General features: G+C 69.5%; 13 protein-coding genes and 2 pseudogenes. 7 read left to right on the top strand and 8 right to left on the bottom strand.

From position 1 onward, the window contains the following. Positions 1 to 143 precede the first annotated feature (143 nt). Positions 144 to 1,556, top strand: a complete 1,413-nt coding sequence (locus tag OG936_RS01885; RefSeq protein ID WP_406492072.1) for an aminopeptidase P family protein — start codon at positions 144 to 146, stop codon at positions 1,554 to 1,556. A gap of 279 nt (positions 1,557 to 1,835) precedes the next feature. Here OG936_RS01885 and OG936_RS01890 read toward each other — a convergent pair whose 3' ends face one another. The 6 genes from OG936_RS01890 to OG936_RS01915 all read right to left on the bottom strand — a co-directional run bounded on the left by OG936_RS01890 (position 1,836) and on the right by OG936_RS01915 (position 11,559). Continuing rightward, positions 1,836 to 3,170, bottom strand: coding sequence for a Dyp-type peroxidase (locus OG936_RS01890; RefSeq protein ID WP_406492073.1), 1,335 nt, complete (start codon positions 3,168 to 3,170; stop codon positions 1,836 to 1,838). A 19-nt stretch (positions 3,171 to 3,189) separates the two neighbouring features. Further along, positions 3,190 to 4,203 carry a hypothetical protein gene (locus tag OG936_RS01895; RefSeq protein ID WP_406492075.1) on the bottom strand — a complete coding sequence of 338 codons (1,014 nt, stop codon included), beginning with the start codon at positions 4,201 to 4,203 and terminating at the stop codon, positions 3,190 to 3,192. Positions 4,204 to 4,247: 44 nt separating this feature from the next. Further along, a complete protein-coding gene (locus OG936_RS01900; RefSeq protein ID WP_406492076.1) occupies positions 4,248 to 4,778 on the bottom strand; it encodes a hypothetical protein in 531 nt (176 codons plus the stop codon). Between the two features lie 325 nt (positions 4,779 to 5,103). Beyond that, on the bottom strand, positions 5,104 to 8,493 hold the full coding sequence (locus OG936_RS01905) for a S8 family serine peptidase (RefSeq protein ID WP_406492077.1): 3,390 nt from the start codon (positions 8,491 to 8,493) through the stop codon (positions 5,104 to 5,106). Between the two features lie 438 nt (positions 8,494 to 8,931). After that, positions 8,932 to 9,960: a helix-turn-helix domain-containing protein gene (locus tag OG936_RS01910; RefSeq protein WP_406492079.1), complete on the bottom strand. Its 1,029-nt coding sequence runs from the start codon at positions 9,958 to 9,960 to the stop codon at positions 8,932 to 8,934. 243 nt (positions 9,961 to 10,203) lie between these two features. After that, positions 10,204 to 11,559, bottom strand: a complete 1,356-nt coding sequence (locus tag OG936_RS01915; protein WP_406492080.1) for a carboxylesterase/lipase family protein — start codon at positions 11,557 to 11,559, stop codon at positions 10,204 to 10,206. 254 nt (positions 11,560 to 11,813) lie between these two features. On the opposite strand from OG936_RS01915, the pseudogene OG936_RS01920 reads away from it, so the two are divergent. Both OG936_RS01920 and OG936_RS01925 read left to right on the top strand, forming a co-directional pair. After that, positions 11,814 to 12,020 (top strand): annotated as a pseudogene (locus OG936_RS01920) (SDR family NAD(P)-dependent oxidoreductase); the annotation flags it as partial. A 174-nt stretch (positions 12,021 to 12,194) separates the two neighbouring features. Beyond that, positions 12,195 to 13,829, top strand: a complete 1,635-nt coding sequence (locus OG936_RS01925; protein ID WP_406492081.1) for an amidohydrolase — start codon at positions 12,195 to 12,197, stop codon at positions 13,827 to 13,829. Between the two features lie 4 nt (positions 13,830 to 13,833). On the opposite strand, the gene OG936_RS01930 is transcribed toward OG936_RS01925, so the two are convergent. Next, on the bottom strand, positions 13,834 to 14,193 hold the full coding sequence (locus OG936_RS01930; RefSeq protein WP_406492082.1) for a substrate-binding domain-containing protein: 360 nt from the start codon (positions 14,191 to 14,193) through the stop codon (positions 13,834 to 13,836). Further along, complete coding sequence (locus tag OG936_RS01935; RefSeq protein WP_406492083.1) at positions 14,139 to 14,405, bottom strand: hypothetical protein; 267 nt, start codon at positions 14,403 to 14,405, stop codon at positions 14,139 to 14,141. The genes OG936_RS01930 and OG936_RS01935 overlap by 55 nt, the downstream gene beginning before the upstream one ends. Positions 14,406 to 14,551: 146 nt before the next feature. Between OG936_RS01935 and OG936_RS01940 the strand changes: the two are divergent. From OG936_RS01940 to OG936_RS01955, 4 genes and pseudogenes are all read left to right on the top strand, one after another. After that, positions 14,552 to 14,980 (top strand): annotated as a pseudogene (locus OG936_RS01940) (ATP-binding cassette domain-containing protein); the annotation flags it as partial. 144 nt (positions 14,981 to 15,124) lie between these two features. Next, a complete protein-coding gene (locus OG936_RS01945) occupies positions 15,125 to 15,418 on the top strand; it encodes an oligopeptide/dipeptide ABC transporter ATP-binding protein (protein ID WP_406500295.1) in 294 nt (97 codons plus the stop codon). Further along, positions 15,415 to 16,227 carry an ABC transporter ATP-binding protein gene (locus OG936_RS01950; RefSeq protein WP_406492085.1) on the top strand — a complete coding sequence of 271 codons (813 nt, stop codon included), beginning with the start codon at positions 15,415 to 15,417 and terminating at the stop codon, positions 16,225 to 16,227. The genes OG936_RS01945 and OG936_RS01950 overlap by 4 nt, the downstream gene beginning before the upstream one ends. Positions 16,228 to 16,491: 264 nt before the next feature. After that, complete coding sequence (locus OG936_RS01955; protein ID WP_406492086.1) at positions 16,492 to 16,920, top strand: hypothetical protein; 429 nt, start codon at positions 16,492 to 16,494, stop codon at positions 16,918 to 16,920. Positions 16,921 to 16,973 lie beyond the last annotated feature (53 nt).

Genomic DNA, 16,973 nt, shown 5'->3' on the forward strand with positions numbered 1-16,973 from the left:
GCGGTGCGGGTTACGGTCCGAGAGCCGCCGGCGACCGGCGGCAGCGAGGGCGTCCGGGCCGCACCGGAAGGGAGCCCGACCTGTCCGCAGGGCTCCCCCTGCCCCTCGCCGGCGAGCAACCCACCCAGAAGAAGGTGTATGACGTGGCGAAAGCGCGAAAGAACGGTCTCTACACAGGGATCTCCGAGGAACTGTCCGCTCTGATGCGGACGGGATGGGCGGACACCGAACGGCACGACCTGCGGCTCGGCGAGCAGGCTCCGCACGCGGCCCGCCGCCGCGCCGCGCTCTCCACGCGCTTCCCCGGCGAACGCCTGGTGATCCCCTCGGGGAATCTCAAGGTCCGTTCCAACGACGACACCTACCCGTTCCGCCCGTACTCGGGCTATGTGCACATGACCGGAGACCGGGCCAGGGACGGCGCGCTCGTCCTCGAACCCCGTGCCGACGGCGGCCATGACGCCTACTGCTACCAGCTGCCGCGGGACAGCAGGGACAACGACGAATTCTGGGTAGGCTCCACGGCGGAGCTGTGGATGGGCCGACGCCGCTCCCTCGCCGAGTCGGAGCTCGTGCTCGGCCTGCCCTGCCGCGACGTCCGCACGGCGGCCGACGACCTGGCCGCCGCCTCCGGTACGCCGACGCGGATCGTCCGCGGTCTCGATCCGACCCTCGAGGCCGTCGTCACCACCGAGGAGGAGCGCGACGCCGAACTGGAAGAGGCACTCAGTGATCTCCGCCTCGTCAAGGACGACTGGGAGATCGCCGAGCTCCGCAAGGCCGTGGACTCCACCGTACGCGGATTCACCGATGTGATCGGTGAGCTCTCCCGGGCGGTCGCGTCGTCCGAGCGGTGGATCGAGGGCACGTTCTTCCGCCGTGCACGCCTTGAGGGCAACTCGGTGGGCTACGGATCGATCTGCGCCGCAGGTGAGCACGCCACGATCATGCACTGGACGGACAACGACGGTCCGGTGCGCCCGGGGGACCTGCTCCTGCTCGACGCCGGCGTGGAGACCCACACCCTCTACACCGCCGACGTCACACGCACTCTTCCGATCAGCGGCACTTTTGCACCCGTGCAGCGCAAGGTGTACGACGCGGTGTACGAGGCCCAGGAGGCCGGCATGGCCGCCGTCAAGCCGGGTGCCGCATACCGTGACTTCCACGAGGCGTCCCAGCGCCACCTGGCGGCCCGGCTGGTCGAGTGGGGCTTCATCGAAGGCCCGGCCGATCGCGCGTACGAACTCGGCCTCCAGCGTCGCTTCACCATGGCGGGCACCGGTCACATGCTCGGTCTGGACGTCCATGACTGCGCGCAGGCCCGGCACGAGGAATACGTCGACGGCGTACTGGAGCCGGGCATGGTGCTCACCGTCGAGCCCGGTCTGTACTTCCAGCCGGACGACCTCACCGTGCCCGAGGAGTGGCGCGGCATCGGCGTCCGGATCGAGGACGACCTGGTCGTGACCCAGGACGGCCACGAGAACCTGTCGGCGGGCCTGCCGCGGTCGGCGGACGAAGTCGAGGCGTGGATGGCCCGGTTCGCGGGCTGACAGCGTCGCGGCAGAAGCCGGACGGCCTGACCACGGGCGTGGTCAGGCCGTATCGTGGCCAAGTTCGTCGACCTTCCCATCGCCAAGGCCCAGGTCCGGGCCCAGGCCCAGGTCCAGGTCCAGGGCGGCGGAAGTCGGGGGGCGACTGCCTGGTCAGCGACTCGACAGCGTTCGACACCCCGGTGTGGGCCACCGGACCAATGCCCGACGTCGCCGACCGGGCGGACGACGACACTGCCGTCATCCCGGGGTGATGCCACCGCGTGAGTGACCACATTGTCAGTTCTGGAGTTCCCCGAGCCGGCGCAGGGCGCTCAGGCTCGGCAGAAAGCAGTACTCGCCGCCGCGGGTCACGACGAACCGCGGCAGTGGCGTGAGGCGCCGTCGCAGCGGCCGCCGGGGAATGGTGAGGCCGGTGACTCCGTCGTGGGATCCGGTAACGGGGTCCTTGGTGTTGCCCGCGCCGAAGAAGACGCCGTCGTTCATCCATTCCGACTGGACGAACTCGAACTGCCGCCCGAGGTGCGCCCCGATGAACGCGAACATCAGGCCGCGATCGGCCCCGTCGTCCGCCAGGACTCCCTCGGGCAGCGGCGGACCGTAGACGGCGCCGCGTCTGATCATGCGGTGCAGTCGCACTTCTCCCGCCACCGAGGCGTCGCGAGGGTTTGCCCGGCGGATGTGGCAGCCGCCGGGCGTGATGAATCCCGCCGGGTCGTCCCGCTCGTACAGGAAGGTGTTGCGGCGGTCCCCGTCGGCGCCGAGAGCGGGGTCGTCGTGCTGCGGACTGAGCGCGAGGGGGGCTCCGCTGCGCCAGCGTCCCATGATCTTGGCCGCGAGCAGTTCCTCGTCTTCGGGAGAAGTGGCGTTGTCCCGCAGATAGCGCCGGAACGCGGCGACGTCCTGGTGGAGCTTTCGGAAGACCGCGTAGCTGCCGTTGCGCCCCAGCACCTCCGGCTGAGGGGTCTGGAGACCGCCGATCTCGTCCCGGTAGCCGAGCACGAACTCCCCGGCCTTCAACGGCAACTCCAGCCGGTTCGACCCGGCGATGCCGCTTCCTTCGACGGCTGGATGGCTGACGCCGTCGCGGTAGCCGAAATGCTCGGTCTCGGTGGGCAGCGCGTAGCAGTCCTGCCGCCAGATCGCGGTCACACCGGAAAGGTGGTCGTACACGGGACGGGCCCGATCGAGAGCCTCCTCCAACTGCGGGAGGCCAGGCGCGACCGCCGCGAGCACCACATGGATGTCCGGCGTGCCCAGCGGTGCTTCCCAGTTCTCGGGACTGCTCTCGCCGACATCGCCCAGCGTCCGGGCCCTGGCGGCCATCCCCTGCCGGAACTCCCAGGCGAACGTGCCCAGCGATGCGCTCTGCACACCCAGGGCCTTGAGTCCGTGAAAGGTGACCGCGACACTGACCCAGGTGTCCCCCCGGGGGCTGACCGAGTCGGCGGCGGAGGTCACCACCGCGCTCGCGCGCCGCATCAGATTCCGGCCGGCCGCCCGGTCATCGACGCGGAACACAAGGTAGGTCGCCGCGTAGGGGGTGGGGCGAGGGCTGAGAACCCCGCGCTGAATATCGTCGAGTTCCAACGCAACTTGCTCAGAACCACTCACGGTTCGCCTCCCTGCGGTACTACTTCGAGACGAGGTTCCGCCAGAAGTTCCGCAGACTTTCGTCACCGCCGAACAGCGAACTGAAGATCGTGGAGTCCGCCAGCAGCACATCGCCGGCCCGCTCACCGCTCGGAGGCATCCACAGGAACATGTTGAACTCGGTGTTGCCGGCCTCGATGAACGGGTGCGGCCTGGAGGTGTCTATCGGCTGCCGGGCCAACACGCGTATGACATCCGACTCTTCGGTCGTCACGGCGTAATGCGGAAGGTGCTGGTGGAAATTGAAGTTCGTCACCCCGTCCAGCCACCCTTTCGCGTCCAGGTCCCTCACCGTGGAGAGCGGGGCGATCTTGTTCTTCTCCCGCACCGCGGGTCGCAGTCCGTAGCGGTTCTCGACCGGCACCGCGAGGCCCTGCATCAAGCCACGGACGTAGGCGGCGAATCGTTGCTGGCGGGGGACCAAGGGATCGCCGTGGTGGTGATACTCCACGTCCCGCACGGTCAAATCGTCCGATGCCCCGACGTCATGGTGAGGCCCCAGGACAAGACGGGCGTCCTCCCGGCCAAGGAAGGTCCGCAGTGCCTCAACCTCCTCGGGCCGGGCCTCCTGCCCGGTGACCATGTGGTCCAGCCCGAACACGAAGAGAGTGTCGGTGTCGGCCAGTACGCGTTCGTCGAGTGGGGTCCGGAATCCGGCCTGGTCGATACGCTGATACACGGGGACGGGGTGCCCGGTGACCTCCTCGACGAACTGCTGGAACGGCACCCAGGCCCAGAAGAACAATTCCAGTGAGCCGGAGATGCCCTGCTGGAAATTCAACGGGTCGGACCACTTCGGGTCCTCGTAGGCAGGCCACGCCACCCGCCTGACCTCCGTCATCGTGGAGAACCGGTTGTCCAGCTCAGCCGGATTCCGGCCCGCCTCGGCCGGATAGCTCCACGAGACGTAGATGCTCACCCGTCGCCGACCAGGGGTGTATTCGCGCGGGTTGTGGTTCTGATTGTACGTACGCGCGGTCCTGACCTCGGTCATCTCGTCTCCGATCCGCAATGGGAGAAGCACACGACAGCCCGCTCTCACTGCAACTGGTCGAGCATCTCCGACAGGGCGTCCTTGATCCGCAGAGCCTTCTTGATCTCATCAGCGGACACGTACGGATACTCCCCGTACTCAATGAAGCTCGGACAGTGGTGTTCGCGCACAAACCTGACGAACGCCTCAGGGTTGGTCCGCCAGTCCTCGGGAAACCCTTCGAGGTTCTCGAAGGCCGTGTTCACCCCTGCCTTACCGAAAAGCGCGATGGCGTCCTCGGTGTATTTGTCGAAATCGGTATCGAAGATCCCCTGATACATGAAGCGCGCGTCGTCGTCGAAAAGCACCCAGCGCAGGTAGTGCAACTTCAGTGGCGCGAGGAGATAGGGGTCTTCCTTCAAAGCCTCGGCCAGAGTGTTGCCGTAGGCACGCATCGCGGCGGCCCTGCCCGGCTTGACCTTCGCAACGATGGTGAACCCGTAACACGCCGGTGTCTTCGGAAACACAGGTCCGTATTTCCCCTGCTCGAGCTGGTCGATCTCGGGGATGACCGCCGCCTGCGGCTTGATCTCCATGTCCGCTCCTCCCGTCACCGGTCGGCCGGGAACAATCCTCATAATCTTCCCACCCAGCAGGTCTATCCGCCTCGTGAGCAGAACTGTCGTGATCCCGGTCGCGGGTGCGGACAGCACCGTCGGCGGCCTGGTCGGAGCCTGCCGCGGAAGTGGTCAAGGGCAGTTCCGGACACGTGCCCCTGTCGAGACGGAAGGTGCCGTGCGGGTTGGGACCCGCAGCTGCATCACTGTGCTGATGTGGGCCGCGGCACTTTGGAGAAGACGGGGAGTCGGCGTTGGCCGGGCGGGCCCCCTGTTGCGGGGACCGCCCGGCCGGACCGTGTGGCTACCGGACGTCGTAGGCGCGGGTGATGGTCTGGGTGACCGCGTTGCCGTTGGCGTCGGTGAAGGTGGCCTTCGTCATGACCTGCTTGTCGGCGGCGCCGGTGTGGTCGAGGACGGCCGTCCACTTGCCGTCCTGCTGCTCGGTCGGCGCCTGGGTCCAGGTGGTGCCGCCGTCGTAGGAGTAGGACAGCGAGGCCGCTGTGATCGCGCCCGCGGTGTACCCGGCGTGACCCTCGACCGACAGGCCGACCTCGATGCCGCTCTGCGCGGGCAGGGTGTTCATGCCGTCCACCGGCAGGTCGTACGCCGGGTGGAGAAGCGGCAGGCCGCGGGAGTAGACGTCCGGCTCCCGGTGGGAGCGGAAACTCCAGGTGGTGTCGGCGGCAGTGGAACGCAGCCAGTTGCGGTCGCCAGTGTAGATCTTCTCCAGGTGCTGGGTGAGCTCGTACGCGGAGTCCTCGTCCGGCACCTCGAACACGCCGTACGGGTAGGTGAGTCTGCCGATCTCCTCACCGTTGCGCTTCAGCGACATGTTGCCGATGTCGCCGAACGACCCGCCGTAGGTCCAGTGGTCGCCGGAGCCGTCGACCCAGAGGGCGTTCTGGATGCCGAACAGGTTGCCCTGACGCTCGGCGGCCAGCATCAGGTTGCCGTCGGCATCGCGCGCCGCGCCCGGTCGCAGGGGGCCGCCGTACCACTCCTCGGCGCTCCGCTGCCCGGCCTTGTAGGTGCGGTCCTGGTCGCCCATGAACGCGGCGAACGGGAAGCTGGTCATCGCGCCGTGGGACCAGGCGTCGTCGCCGGTCGTGTAGTAGGCGGTGCGGGTACCAGGCACGTGGACCGTCTGGTACAGGCTCACGGGGATCTGGGTGCCGCTGCTCCCGGAGGGACGGAGGAACAGCGCGTCGATGTAGTCGGCCTCCTTGCCCATGGCATGCCACGTCTCGGTGACCTGGGCCAGCCGGGAGTCATTCGGCTGGTAGGCCTGGTCGGAGTGCAGCGGCCCCTCGGTCGGGAACGACAGGTTGTAGACGTAGGACGAGCCGTCCTCGGAGCCGGTCGCGCGCCAGGTGGGCCGGAACACGAAGGTGCCCTTCTGAGCGCGTCCGTCGATGTCCGCGTAGAACTTCTGCACATCGCCGTCGGCCATGAGTGTTCCGCTCAGCTGCCAGGTGTCGTCCCACGTGCGGGCGTAGTTCAACGTGGTGCCCCGCAGCGTCGAGGGGCGGTCGGTGCGCAGGCTCAGCTGGTGGGCCTTGCGGGCGTCGAGGACGACGGTGGTGTCCTTGGTGATCCGCATCTGCGGGTGGGCGAGGTAGCTGACCGATTCGGGCTTGTTGCTCGCGTCGGGCGTCGCCACGAAGCTGCTGAGGGCGTAGTCGCCCGGGCGCACACGGTAGGTCTGCTCGGGCGCACCCGCGTTGGTGCGGCGCTCGCCCTCGTCGGAGTCGATGCTGGCGACGTCCAGGGAGGAGGCGCCGGTCGCGGGCTTGCCGTTACGGTCGACGACCTTGACCCGGAGGGTGACCGTATCCGGCTGGACGTAGAGGGTGACGGGCACGGAGACGTGCACATCGCCGCCGGTGGCCAGGATCCGGCCGGTGACCGCACCGTACTGGGCGGGCTTCAGACGAGCGGTGGGGTCGATCCGCACCGGCACCTGAGCGGTGGCCCCCGCCGGGACCGTCACCTTGTTCTGCTCCGGCTTGATGATTCCGGAGGTGACGTCGCTGCCGTCGTTGCCGTGCACACCGCTGAGCTTCAGATGGAGCGTCAGGTCGCTGTCGCTGGTGTTGGTGAAGGGCACCTGCACGGTGGTGCGGTCCGACGCGTCCTGCGGCCAGTTGTAGCTGCCGGCCTGGACAGCCGGCGCGGAGAGCGCCTTCTGGTTCACCGCGCCGAACACGTCAAGCACCCCACCGCCGGTCTGGTCGGCGCCGGCGACCTTGCCGCCGGTGCGGGCGGAGGAGACCAGGGCAGCCTTGATCTGCTGCGCGGTCCAGTCCGGGTGCGCCTGGCGGACGACGGCCGCAGCGCCCGCGACATGCGGGGTCGCCATGGAGGTGCCCGACATCGTCCGGTAGGCATAGACACCGCGGCCGCCCGCGGCGGCCGCCGAGATGTCGACGCCGGGGGCGGCGATCTCGGGCTTGAGGGTGTGGGTGACGGCCACCGGACCGCGGCTGGAGAACTGCGCGGTGGTGTCGTCGCGGTCGACGGCGCCCACGGTCAGCACGCCGGGCACACAGCCGGGCGAGGAAACGGTCTCGGCGCCCGGGCCGGAGTTGCCGGCGGCGACGACGAACAAGGTGTGCTTGCTCTTCGACAGCTCCTGCGTGGCCTGGGCCATCGGGTCGGCGCAGTCGCCGATCCTGGGATTGCCCAGGCTCATGGAGACGACGTCGGCCTTCTGGTCGACGGCCCACTGCATACCCGCGATGATCCAGGAGTCCAGGCCGTAGCCAGCGTCGTTGAGGACCTTGCCGACGAGCAGGGAGGAACCGGGGGCGACGCCCTTCTTGCGGCCGTCACTCGCCGCTCCGGACCCGCCGACCGTGGAGGCGGTGTGCGTGCCGTGGCCCACATAGTCGTTGGTGGTCTTGGAATCCGTGAAGTTCTTGGACGCGTCCACCCGGTTCACCAGGTCCGGGTGCTCGGCATCCACGCCCGTGTCCAGCACGGCGACCTTGGTGCCCTTGCCGTCGTAGCCGGCCGCCCAGGCCTCCGGCGCGTGCACCTGCTTGGTGGACCGGTCCAGCGTGGCCTCGACCTTGCCGTCCAGCCACAGCTTCTTCAGCGTGGAGCCGGAACGTGAGCGGGTGTCGGTGACGTCCTGCCAGAAGGCGGCGGCGGTGTCCTTGCCTGCCTTGAGCGCGACGCCGTCCACAGCGGGGAGGCTCAGGCCCCGCTCGGACCCGCGAGGGGCCGCCGGCGCGCTTTCGGCAACGTTCACACTGTTCTGGTAGGTGGCGATGAGCGGCAGCGTGTCGGTGTGCGCGTCGTCGTATCCCTGGCGGATGAGCCCAGTGACGTTGAACAGCTGCTCGTCGACCTTGCCCTCGGCGATCGCCTGGGAGGCGCCCTCCGGGTAGACGTAAAGGTCCTTGCCCCTCTGATAGGTCTGGACCATCGGCTGCGTGCCGTCCTTGCGGGGCAGCACCGCCGCCGAGCTGCGGCCCGACGTATCCGTGGTCACCAGCACCTTGTCGCCGGTGACGAGCGTGACCGTCACCTGCTTGCCACCCGTTGCCGCGGTCTTGCTGCCGACGATGGGCCTCTTCCCCGAGGCACCGTCAGGCGGCGTATCCGCAGCCCCGGAAGGCGCGACTGCGGTAACGGCCAGGACGGCGGCGGTCGCCGTGCCCAAGGCCATACGCGTTATGGAACGCATGAATCTCCCTATGTGAGCCATGAACATATGCCAAACTGCGGCTGCAGCCTGTCAGACGTGTGGATTGAGTGGGGATGCCGCGCGTGACGGGTTTCCCACGTGGCGGTATTCCGTCACGCGGTCACATCAATCGGCTCGTCAGCTCGGTGGATCTTCGGGCCCGGCAGATGGGGGCACGCTTCGCCGGGCCGACGCTCGCCCGGATGATCTCGCCGAAGGGGCGCGGGGCACATTCCCCGGCTCCTTGACCAGCAGCAGACCCCGGCCTGCCTCAAGCTCCTTCCGTGACGCCGATTCCGCCGGATCCGTGCGGACTCCGATCCACCACCGGGGAACGGGCCCGTCGGCGGCGATGCAGAACCCGCCAGGAGTTGGCGGCCACCCTCGCAGGGGCCACCGGCAGACGGAAAATCCTTGGCTGTCAGGCCGAAGAGGAGGTCAAAGCCAGCCCGCACGTGCAGCGTGCCATCCGAGTTGCAGGCGCGACTCCACCCCGGCAAGGTCCATCAGATGGCGTATCCGCCGCTCCACGGTGCGTATGGAGAGACCGAGTTGGGATGCCGCCCGCCGGTCCGAGATCCCTGCCAGCAGCAGGGCCAGGACCTCCATTTCCTCCTCGGTCGGCTGCTGACCGGCTGCCTGCTCCTCGCGTACGCCCGCGGCAGTGGTGTACATCGGTCGGGCCTGGGCCCATTCCTTGTCGAAGAGATGGACCAGGGCCGTCAGCAGGCCGCTGCGGTGCACAACGATTGCGCTCGGCTCACCGCCTGAGTCCGCCATGTCCAGCGGCACCATGGCGCGCTCCCGGTCCGACACGACCATCTTCAGCGGCAGCGAATCGACCAGGCGAAGCTCGATGCCTGCCGTGACGGCCGCCCGCACGTCCTGTACGACGTCGTGACTGTCAAGATAGTTCTTGTCAGCCACGACCCGGAAGTCGACCCCGCGGTCCAGCGCGGAGCTCTCCGACGTGTCGGTATCCTCGCGCGGGACCGCGATGGGCGCGCCGACGAGGAAGACGAGCAACTCCCGCTGAGCGCCGCGCTGCAGTTGGTGGAACCGGTGTGCGACCTGCTCCACACCGACGACCACCTCCACGAAACCGCCCGCAGTGTGTGCGGCGGTGCTGCGGTACTGCTCGGTCAGCATCGAGAACGCGGTCTCGGCCTGGTGCAGCGCGTTGCGCTGCTCGACGAGGACCGGGGCCAGGGCGACCGAGGGCGGTGTGAGCCGGTAGTGGGGAGGCCGGAGACCGGCATCGCAATCGGCCGGGTCGGGTGCCCCGCTCTCGGCCTCGGTGGCAACGGCCACCAGGCCGCGCGCCGCCAGGTCGAGCAGGATGCGCATGCTCTCGGCCTTGTCGAGTCCGGTTTGCCGGGCGAGGGTCTGCGCGGAGGCTGTCGGGCGGTCCAGCAGTGCCGTGTAGATGGCCTCTTCGGCCGGGCCCAATCCCAGCGCCTGCAGCATCCGGTTCCTCCTCGGGCGGCCACCGTGTTCGGCCCCGGCGCAGCTCCCGTGCACCGAGCGGATTCTTCTCAGCCGAACCCTATCCCTCACCAGGTTGCCAGGTTGTCGCCCTTGACTGTTCGCCGGGCCGGTACCCCCGCCAGGATGCCGATCACCGGGCTCCAGCCTGCTCGAATGTCGACGTGTGCGAGGTCCACCCTGGCGGCCTTCGGAGTGTACGGAGACGGGGCGCGGAGACCGTGGTCAGGTCTCCGCACCCAGCCAGGTCTCCCGTACGGAGCGGAGCGGGTCGCACTCCGTGCGGGAGTCCGTGTTCCACATACGGGTCTCGCGCCGCTCGGTGGAGTACGCGGGCCAGGCCGCGCCGGGATCGAGGTCGCGGACGAAGGCGACCCAGGCCGCGTGCACGGCGTCGGCGAGCCGCTGCGGGGGCGCCTCTCCCAACGCCTTGTCGACCCCCTCGGCACCCAGGAGGTCGAACGCGAAGGGAAGGTCGGCGCAGTGGTGGGCCAAGCCCTCGAACGCGGGTGCCGTCGCGGTCCAGTCGAACTGGTAGAGCCACGTGGGGAGATCACGGCTCGCCCGGGACTCGGCGATGGCAAGGGCGGGTGCACGGAAGATCTCGTCGGTGAGAGCCTGACCGGCCGCTCCCTCCGCGGCTCCGTTGAACTCGTGCGCGGTGCAGCCGATCATCAGCGGGATGTCCTGGCCCGCCGTGCCAATGGTCAGCGCGTCCGGTACGGGTTCGGGGATCAGCTCTCCGTCGGCGAAGGGTGCGAGGACCAGCATCGGGAGGGCATCACGATCGGGACCGGGGGCGTTCAACGCGTCCTGGAGGGCGAGGATCTCCTCGTCCGTCAGGTTCTGGAGCGCCGCGGCCGTGGCGGGCACTCCGGTGCGTGCGGTGAAGAGTTCGGAGACGGTCGCCGCGAGCTCGGGGCCCTGCGGTCGCATGACCGCGCCCGAAGCCGAGATCGCTGCCCGGAACAGGCCCGCCGCGGCCGGCGTGGCCAGGAGTGTCTGGACCGCGCCGCCGCCTGCCGACTGTCCGGCGACGGTCACCTTGTCCGGGTCCCCGCCGAAGGCGGCGATGTTCTCCCGAACCCACCGCAGGGCTGCGATCCAGTCAAGCACCCCACGGTTGTCGGGTGAATTGTCCAGGTGCAGGAAGCCCTCGATGCCGAGCCGGTAGCCCAGCGACACCAGGACCACTCCGTCGCGGCTGAAGGTCGTGCCGTCGTACCAGGGGCTGGCCGAGCAGCCCGCGACGAAGCCTCCGCCGTGGATCCACACCAGGACGGGTAGGCCGGTCTCCCCGGCGGTGCGGGCCGGGGTGAACACATTGAGGTTCAGGGTGGAGTCACCGGGAATGCAGGGCTCAGGGATGGTGGTGACCTCGGCGAACGGACGGCGCTGCGCGGTGGGTCCGTACGCGCGGGCGTCGAGGACATCGGCCCACGGCTCCGGGGGGACGGGCGCGGCGAAGCGGAGCGGCCCGACCGGCGGGCGGGCGTAGGGAATGCCGAGGAAGCGGACGCCTGTCTCGGTGCGTTCACCACGCACCGGTCCGTGACTGGTACGGATGATGTGTTCCGTCATGCGGGACCTCTCTGGCGGTGTCGGCCGGCGGCGGGGCGCGGAGCGCTCGACGCAGTGGAGGGATATGCCTGCGAGTACCGCCATCAGACCGTTTGGGGGCCATGAAGTCTACAGCGTTGTCATAAGACACCAACCTCCCAACCAGACACGCCATAACTAAACAGCGACACGCTACTAGCTTTGGCCTCTCCGCCGGTCTCCGCCGTGGTCGCCCGTCCCGCACCCGCGCACCGGCCTTCACGAAAGGAAGCAGCATGGATCTCTCCGGCAAGGTCGCCGTCGTGACCGGCAGCGGCCGCGGTCTGGGGCTGGCCTACGCCCGCTCACTCGCCGCCTCGGGCGCGGCCGTCGTCGTCAACGACGTGGACGCGAAGGCCGCTGCCGCGGCCGTGGAACAGATCACCGCCGACGGCGGGCGCGCGGTCGCGGAGGTGGTGCCCGTCGGTTCCACCGAGGCCGCCGATTGCCGTCCCCGACGATCAACCGTACCGACAGCACGGCGCCCCCGGCCGCCTGCACCCCACCACTCCTCGGCCCCTCACCGGACGCCTTACGACAACAGCATTGACATGTGAATGGGCACCTCGGTTGCATGACCGTTCGACACGTCCCTCCCTCCCGCCTCGGAGCACCTCATGGCCAAGCCCGATCTGATCTTCACCCGTGGCCCCATCCATACGGGCGATCCCGCGCGCACCCGGGCAAGCAGCCTGGCCGTCACGGGCGAGCGCATCACCGCCGTCGGCCATGACGAAGTGCGCGAACTGATCGGCCCGGACACCGAAGTCATCGATCTCCAGGGCAAGTTGCTGCTTCCCGGATTCCAGGACTCCCACATCCACGCCGTGTTCGGCGGAATGGAACTGGTCGAGTGCGATCTGACCGGAACGGTGGGCGTCGAGGACTACCTCACCCGCATACGCTCCTACGCCGACGCGCACCCGGACCGTTCGTGGATCACGGGCGGCGGCTGGTCCATGGAGAGCTTCGACGGCGGACTGCCCACCCGGCAGCTCCTCGACTCCGTGATCCCGGACCGCCCCGTTCTTCTGACCAACCGCGACCACCACGGCGCCTGGGCCAACACCCGGGCGCTCGAACTGGCCGGTCTCACACGGGAATCCGCTGATCCTGTCGACGGCCGGATCGAGCGCGAACCGGACGGCACCCCGAGCGGGATGCTGCAGGAGGGCGCCACCGCCCTGGTCTCCCGGATCGTGCCGCCGAGCACGCCGGCGGACCGCCTCGCCGGTCTGCTGCGGGCCCAGAAGCTGCTGCATTCCCTCGGTATCACCGGCTGGCAGGACGCCCTGCTGGGCGTGTTCGGCGGCAATCCGGACCCGTCCGACGCCTATCTGACGGCCGCCCGTGAAGGCACGCTCACCGCCCGGGTTTCCGGGGCCCTTTGGTGGGACCGCGAGCGAGGGGCCGCGCAGATCCCTGAGCTGCTGTCCCAGCGGGAGCAGTTGAGCCACGGACGGTTCCGGGCCCGTACGGTGAAGATCATGCAGGACGGCATCGCCGAGAACTTCACGGCGGCCATGACCACCCCCTACCTCGACGGCTGCGGCTGCGCCACCGCCAACTCGGGGATGAGCTTCGTCGACCCCGTCGCCCTGCGCTCGTACGTCACCGAACTCGACGCCCACGACTTCCAGGTCCACTTCCACGCGCTCGGCGACCGGGCGGTGCGCGAGGCCCTGGACGCGGTCGAGGCAGCCGTCGAGGCCCATGGGCGACGTGGCAACCGCCACCATCTCGCCCACCTCCAGGTGGTCCACCCCGACGATCTGGATCGCTTCGCACGGCTCGGCGCCATCGCCAACATCCAGCCGCTCTGGGCCGCACACGAACCCCAGATGGACGAGCTGACGATCCCCTTCCTCGGACCCGAACGGGCCTCCTGGCAATACCCGTTCGGCTCCCTCCTGCGTGCTGGAGCCACCCTGGCCGCGGGCAGCGACTGGCCTGTCAGCAGTCCCGACCCGATCGCCGGAATCCATGTCGCGGTGAACCGGATGGAGCCCGGGGCCACCGACGGCCGGGTATTCCTGCCGGAGCAGCGCCTCGACCTCGCCACCGCGGTCGCCGCCTACACCGCCGGCTCGGCACATGTGAACGGGCTCGACGACACCGGCAGTCTGCTCCCCGGCCACCTGGCCGACCTGGTGGTGCTGGACCGGGACATCTTCACGCTTCCGCCGGAGGAGATCGCCGAGGCCCAGGTCCTGCGCACCTACGTCGGCGGCACTCAGGTGCACTCCGCATGAGGTCCTAGGACGGCCGCCGCGAGGACTCCCGGACCAGTAGGCGCGTCGGCACGAGCACGCCCGTGAGCCCTTCGTCGCCGTTCTCCAGGGCGGCGACGAGGAGTTCGATCCCTGCCTCGGCGACCTCCCGTGGCTGAAGGCTCAGCGTCGAGATCGGAGGTTCGGTGTGCTCGGCCGTACCGTCCTCGCTCACACACACCACGAGAAGGTCACCTGGCACGTCGTAGCCGTGGCGGCGCGCCACCTCCAGGACGAGCGGCGGGCTGAGCTCCGCCACCACGAAGAGGGCGTCGGGCCGTTCGGCAGCGGTCAGCGCGCTGTCGACCGCCCGGACGGCCGGGCCGTGCAGCCGCGTGTGGCACACCAGTTCCGGTAGGCCGCCAGCACGCCCCGGTGGAAGCGGGTGGTGCTGTCGGGCAGCACCAGCGCCGTCCGCCGGGCGCCCTGCGATGCCAGATGCTCCAGGGTTTCGCGGACCGCCTCCTCGGCATCGACGTCCACCCAGTGCGCTCCAGGTCTGCCGTCCACCGATCCGTCGCTGACGACGGGGATACGGGCGGCAAGCAGATCGTCCACCACCCGGTCGGGGGGCGATGCTGCCGGCGCTCGCACCGTCCGCGTGCATCGTCCTCGCCGTGGTCGCCTTCGGCATCGTCGGCGAAGGGCTCGCCGACCGAATCGCGAAGCGGGAGCGGTGAGCGCCATGACGGGTCGACGCCGGCGAGACCGTGGGCCTGGTCGGCGAGTCCGGATCGGGCAAGTCGGTCGCGTGCGGCAGTGTGCTCGGGCTGCTGCCGCCTCGGGCGCTGACGCGTGGTGAGGTGCGGGTCGCGGGCCGCGACGTCCTGACCATGAAGCGCGCCGAACTGGCCGGGCTGCGTGCCAGACAGGTTGCGATGATCTACCAGGACCCGCGCGCGTCCGTGAACCCGCTGCGCCGCGTGGGCGACTTCCTCACCGAGGGACTGCGCGGTGCGGGCACGCCCGCCGCCGTGGCCGAGAAGCGGGCCGAGGAGCTCCTCGACGCCGTGGGCATCCGAGATCCGCGGGGCGCGCTGCGCCGCTACCCGCACCAGTTCTCCGGCGGGATGCTCCAGCGCGTGGTCATCGCGGCCGCCCTCGCGGGAGAACCCGCCCTGCTGGTCGCCGACGAGCCGACCACGGCCCTCGACGTCACCACCCAGGCGGAGATCATCGCCATCCTCACGCGCCTCCAGGCCGCACGCGGCACCGGAATGCTCTTCGTCACCCACGACCTCGAACTGGCCTCGGCGATCTGCGACCGCGAGTACGTCATGTACGCGGGCCGGATCGTCGAAACCAGCGGCCCCGACGCGCTGTTCGACCGCCCACGCCACCCGTATACGGCGGGACTCCTCGCCTCCACGCCCCGTATCGAGGCCGGAGCCGCCGCTCCACGCCCCATCCCGGGCCGGCCGGTCTCCCTCGCCGAGTCCCCACCAGGGTGCGCCTTCGCGGCGCGCTGCGCCCATGCGCAGCCACGCTGTTCCGAGGAGACACCCGAACTTGAGCACCACGGCGACGGACTCGCCGCGTGCCACCGCGCCGACGAAGGGATCAGACTGTGACCGGGGCGACCGAGGCACTCGTCGTTCAGAAGCTGTGCAAACGGTACGGAGACCACACGGCGGTGGAGGACGTGTCCTTCACCCTGCCGCCGGGCTCCTCCCTCGGCATCGTCGGCGAATCCGGCAGTGGCAAGACCACGACGGTGCGGATGCTCGTCGGCCTGGAGCGCCCCGACGGCGACACCATCCGCATCGGCGGACGTGACCGCTCGGCACCCGCCCGGGGCAGAGCCGAGCGCCTCGCCCGCGCACGCGAGATCCAGATGGTCTTCCAGGATCCGTACCTTTCCCTCGATCCGCGGGTGACCGTGGGCCGGTGCGTCGAGGAGGTCCTGCGCCTCCACTTCCCGATGGAGGCGACGTCCCGGCACGAACGCGTCGCCGAGCTCCTCGACCAGGTCGGGCTCAGGGAACGGGAGGCGGCCGCCCTGCCCGGCAAGCTGTCCGGCGGCCAGCGACAGCGCGTAGCGATCGCCCGCGCGCTGGCCGCCGAACCGCGCGTCCTCGTCCTCGACGAGGCCGTGGCGGCCTTGGACGTGTCCATTCAGGCGCAGGTCCTCGAACTCCTGGGCACCATCCGGCGCGAGGTCGGCATCGGCTTACTCTTCGTCACTCACGACCTCGCCGTCGTCCGTCACATCACCGACGAGGTGATGGTCCTCAGGGAGGGACAGGTGGTGGAGACGGGCCCTACGGCCGAGGTCCTGGACGCGCCTCATCACCCCTACACACGCTTGCTGCTCAGCTCCGTCCCACGACGCGGCTGGAACCCCGCCGATGCCGCAGCCGCCCGTCGCGCCCTCGGCTGACCCCCGTCCGAGCCCCGGGCCCGGACCGACCGGCGGACGTCCGCGCGTGCCGGCTGCCCGACCTCCGACAAAGGGGCTCGCTACGTCGTAACCACCGATACCTGCCTCCACACATCGTCACCGTGTACAGCTTCGGGTCCGGCCTGCACACTGGGCAGCCCTTGATCTGTCTCCTCATGGTGCCCCTGGTACAAAGGCGCCGATTCGACAGCCTGCAAGCAGCACCGTCCCCTCCTATCCGTTCCTTGTCCACTGGAGGACGCAGTGGGACGAACCCTGTTCCCGGCGCTGCTGTCAGGGGCGCTGCTCCTCGGTGCACTCGGAGCTGCCACGGCGGCTGCTTCCACAGGCGCGTCGCCCACGACCCGCATACCGGCCGGACACGGCACCTGGTCGATCCTGAACTACGACGCGCAGGGTCGCCGGTCGGGGATTCTCGGAGGCAGTGACTGGCGCGCGGCCGACTGGAGCCGTCTCGTCGGCGCGGCGCAGAAGAACGGCCCGGTCGCGGCCGTCGATACGTGGGACATGCTCAACCTCGGTCACGCGGACGCGGTCCAGTCACTCCGGACACGCGCCCGGGGAGACTGGGATCCGGGAGCCCGTAAGGGGATGTGCCCCGACGGCCGGCGTCTTGCCGGTCTGGCCCACAGGGAAGGTCGGGGCCTGTGTCCGACGCCGGGGCTTCCCTGACCGTCCCTGCCGGTGCGCAGTCCACCGTGGTGCGCGACGAACGCCATGTCCGG

The organism is Streptomyces sp. NBC_00846 (genome assembly GCF_045207325.1).
Lineage (GTDB): Bacteria > Actinomycetota > Actinomycetes > Streptomycetales > Streptomycetaceae > Streptomyces.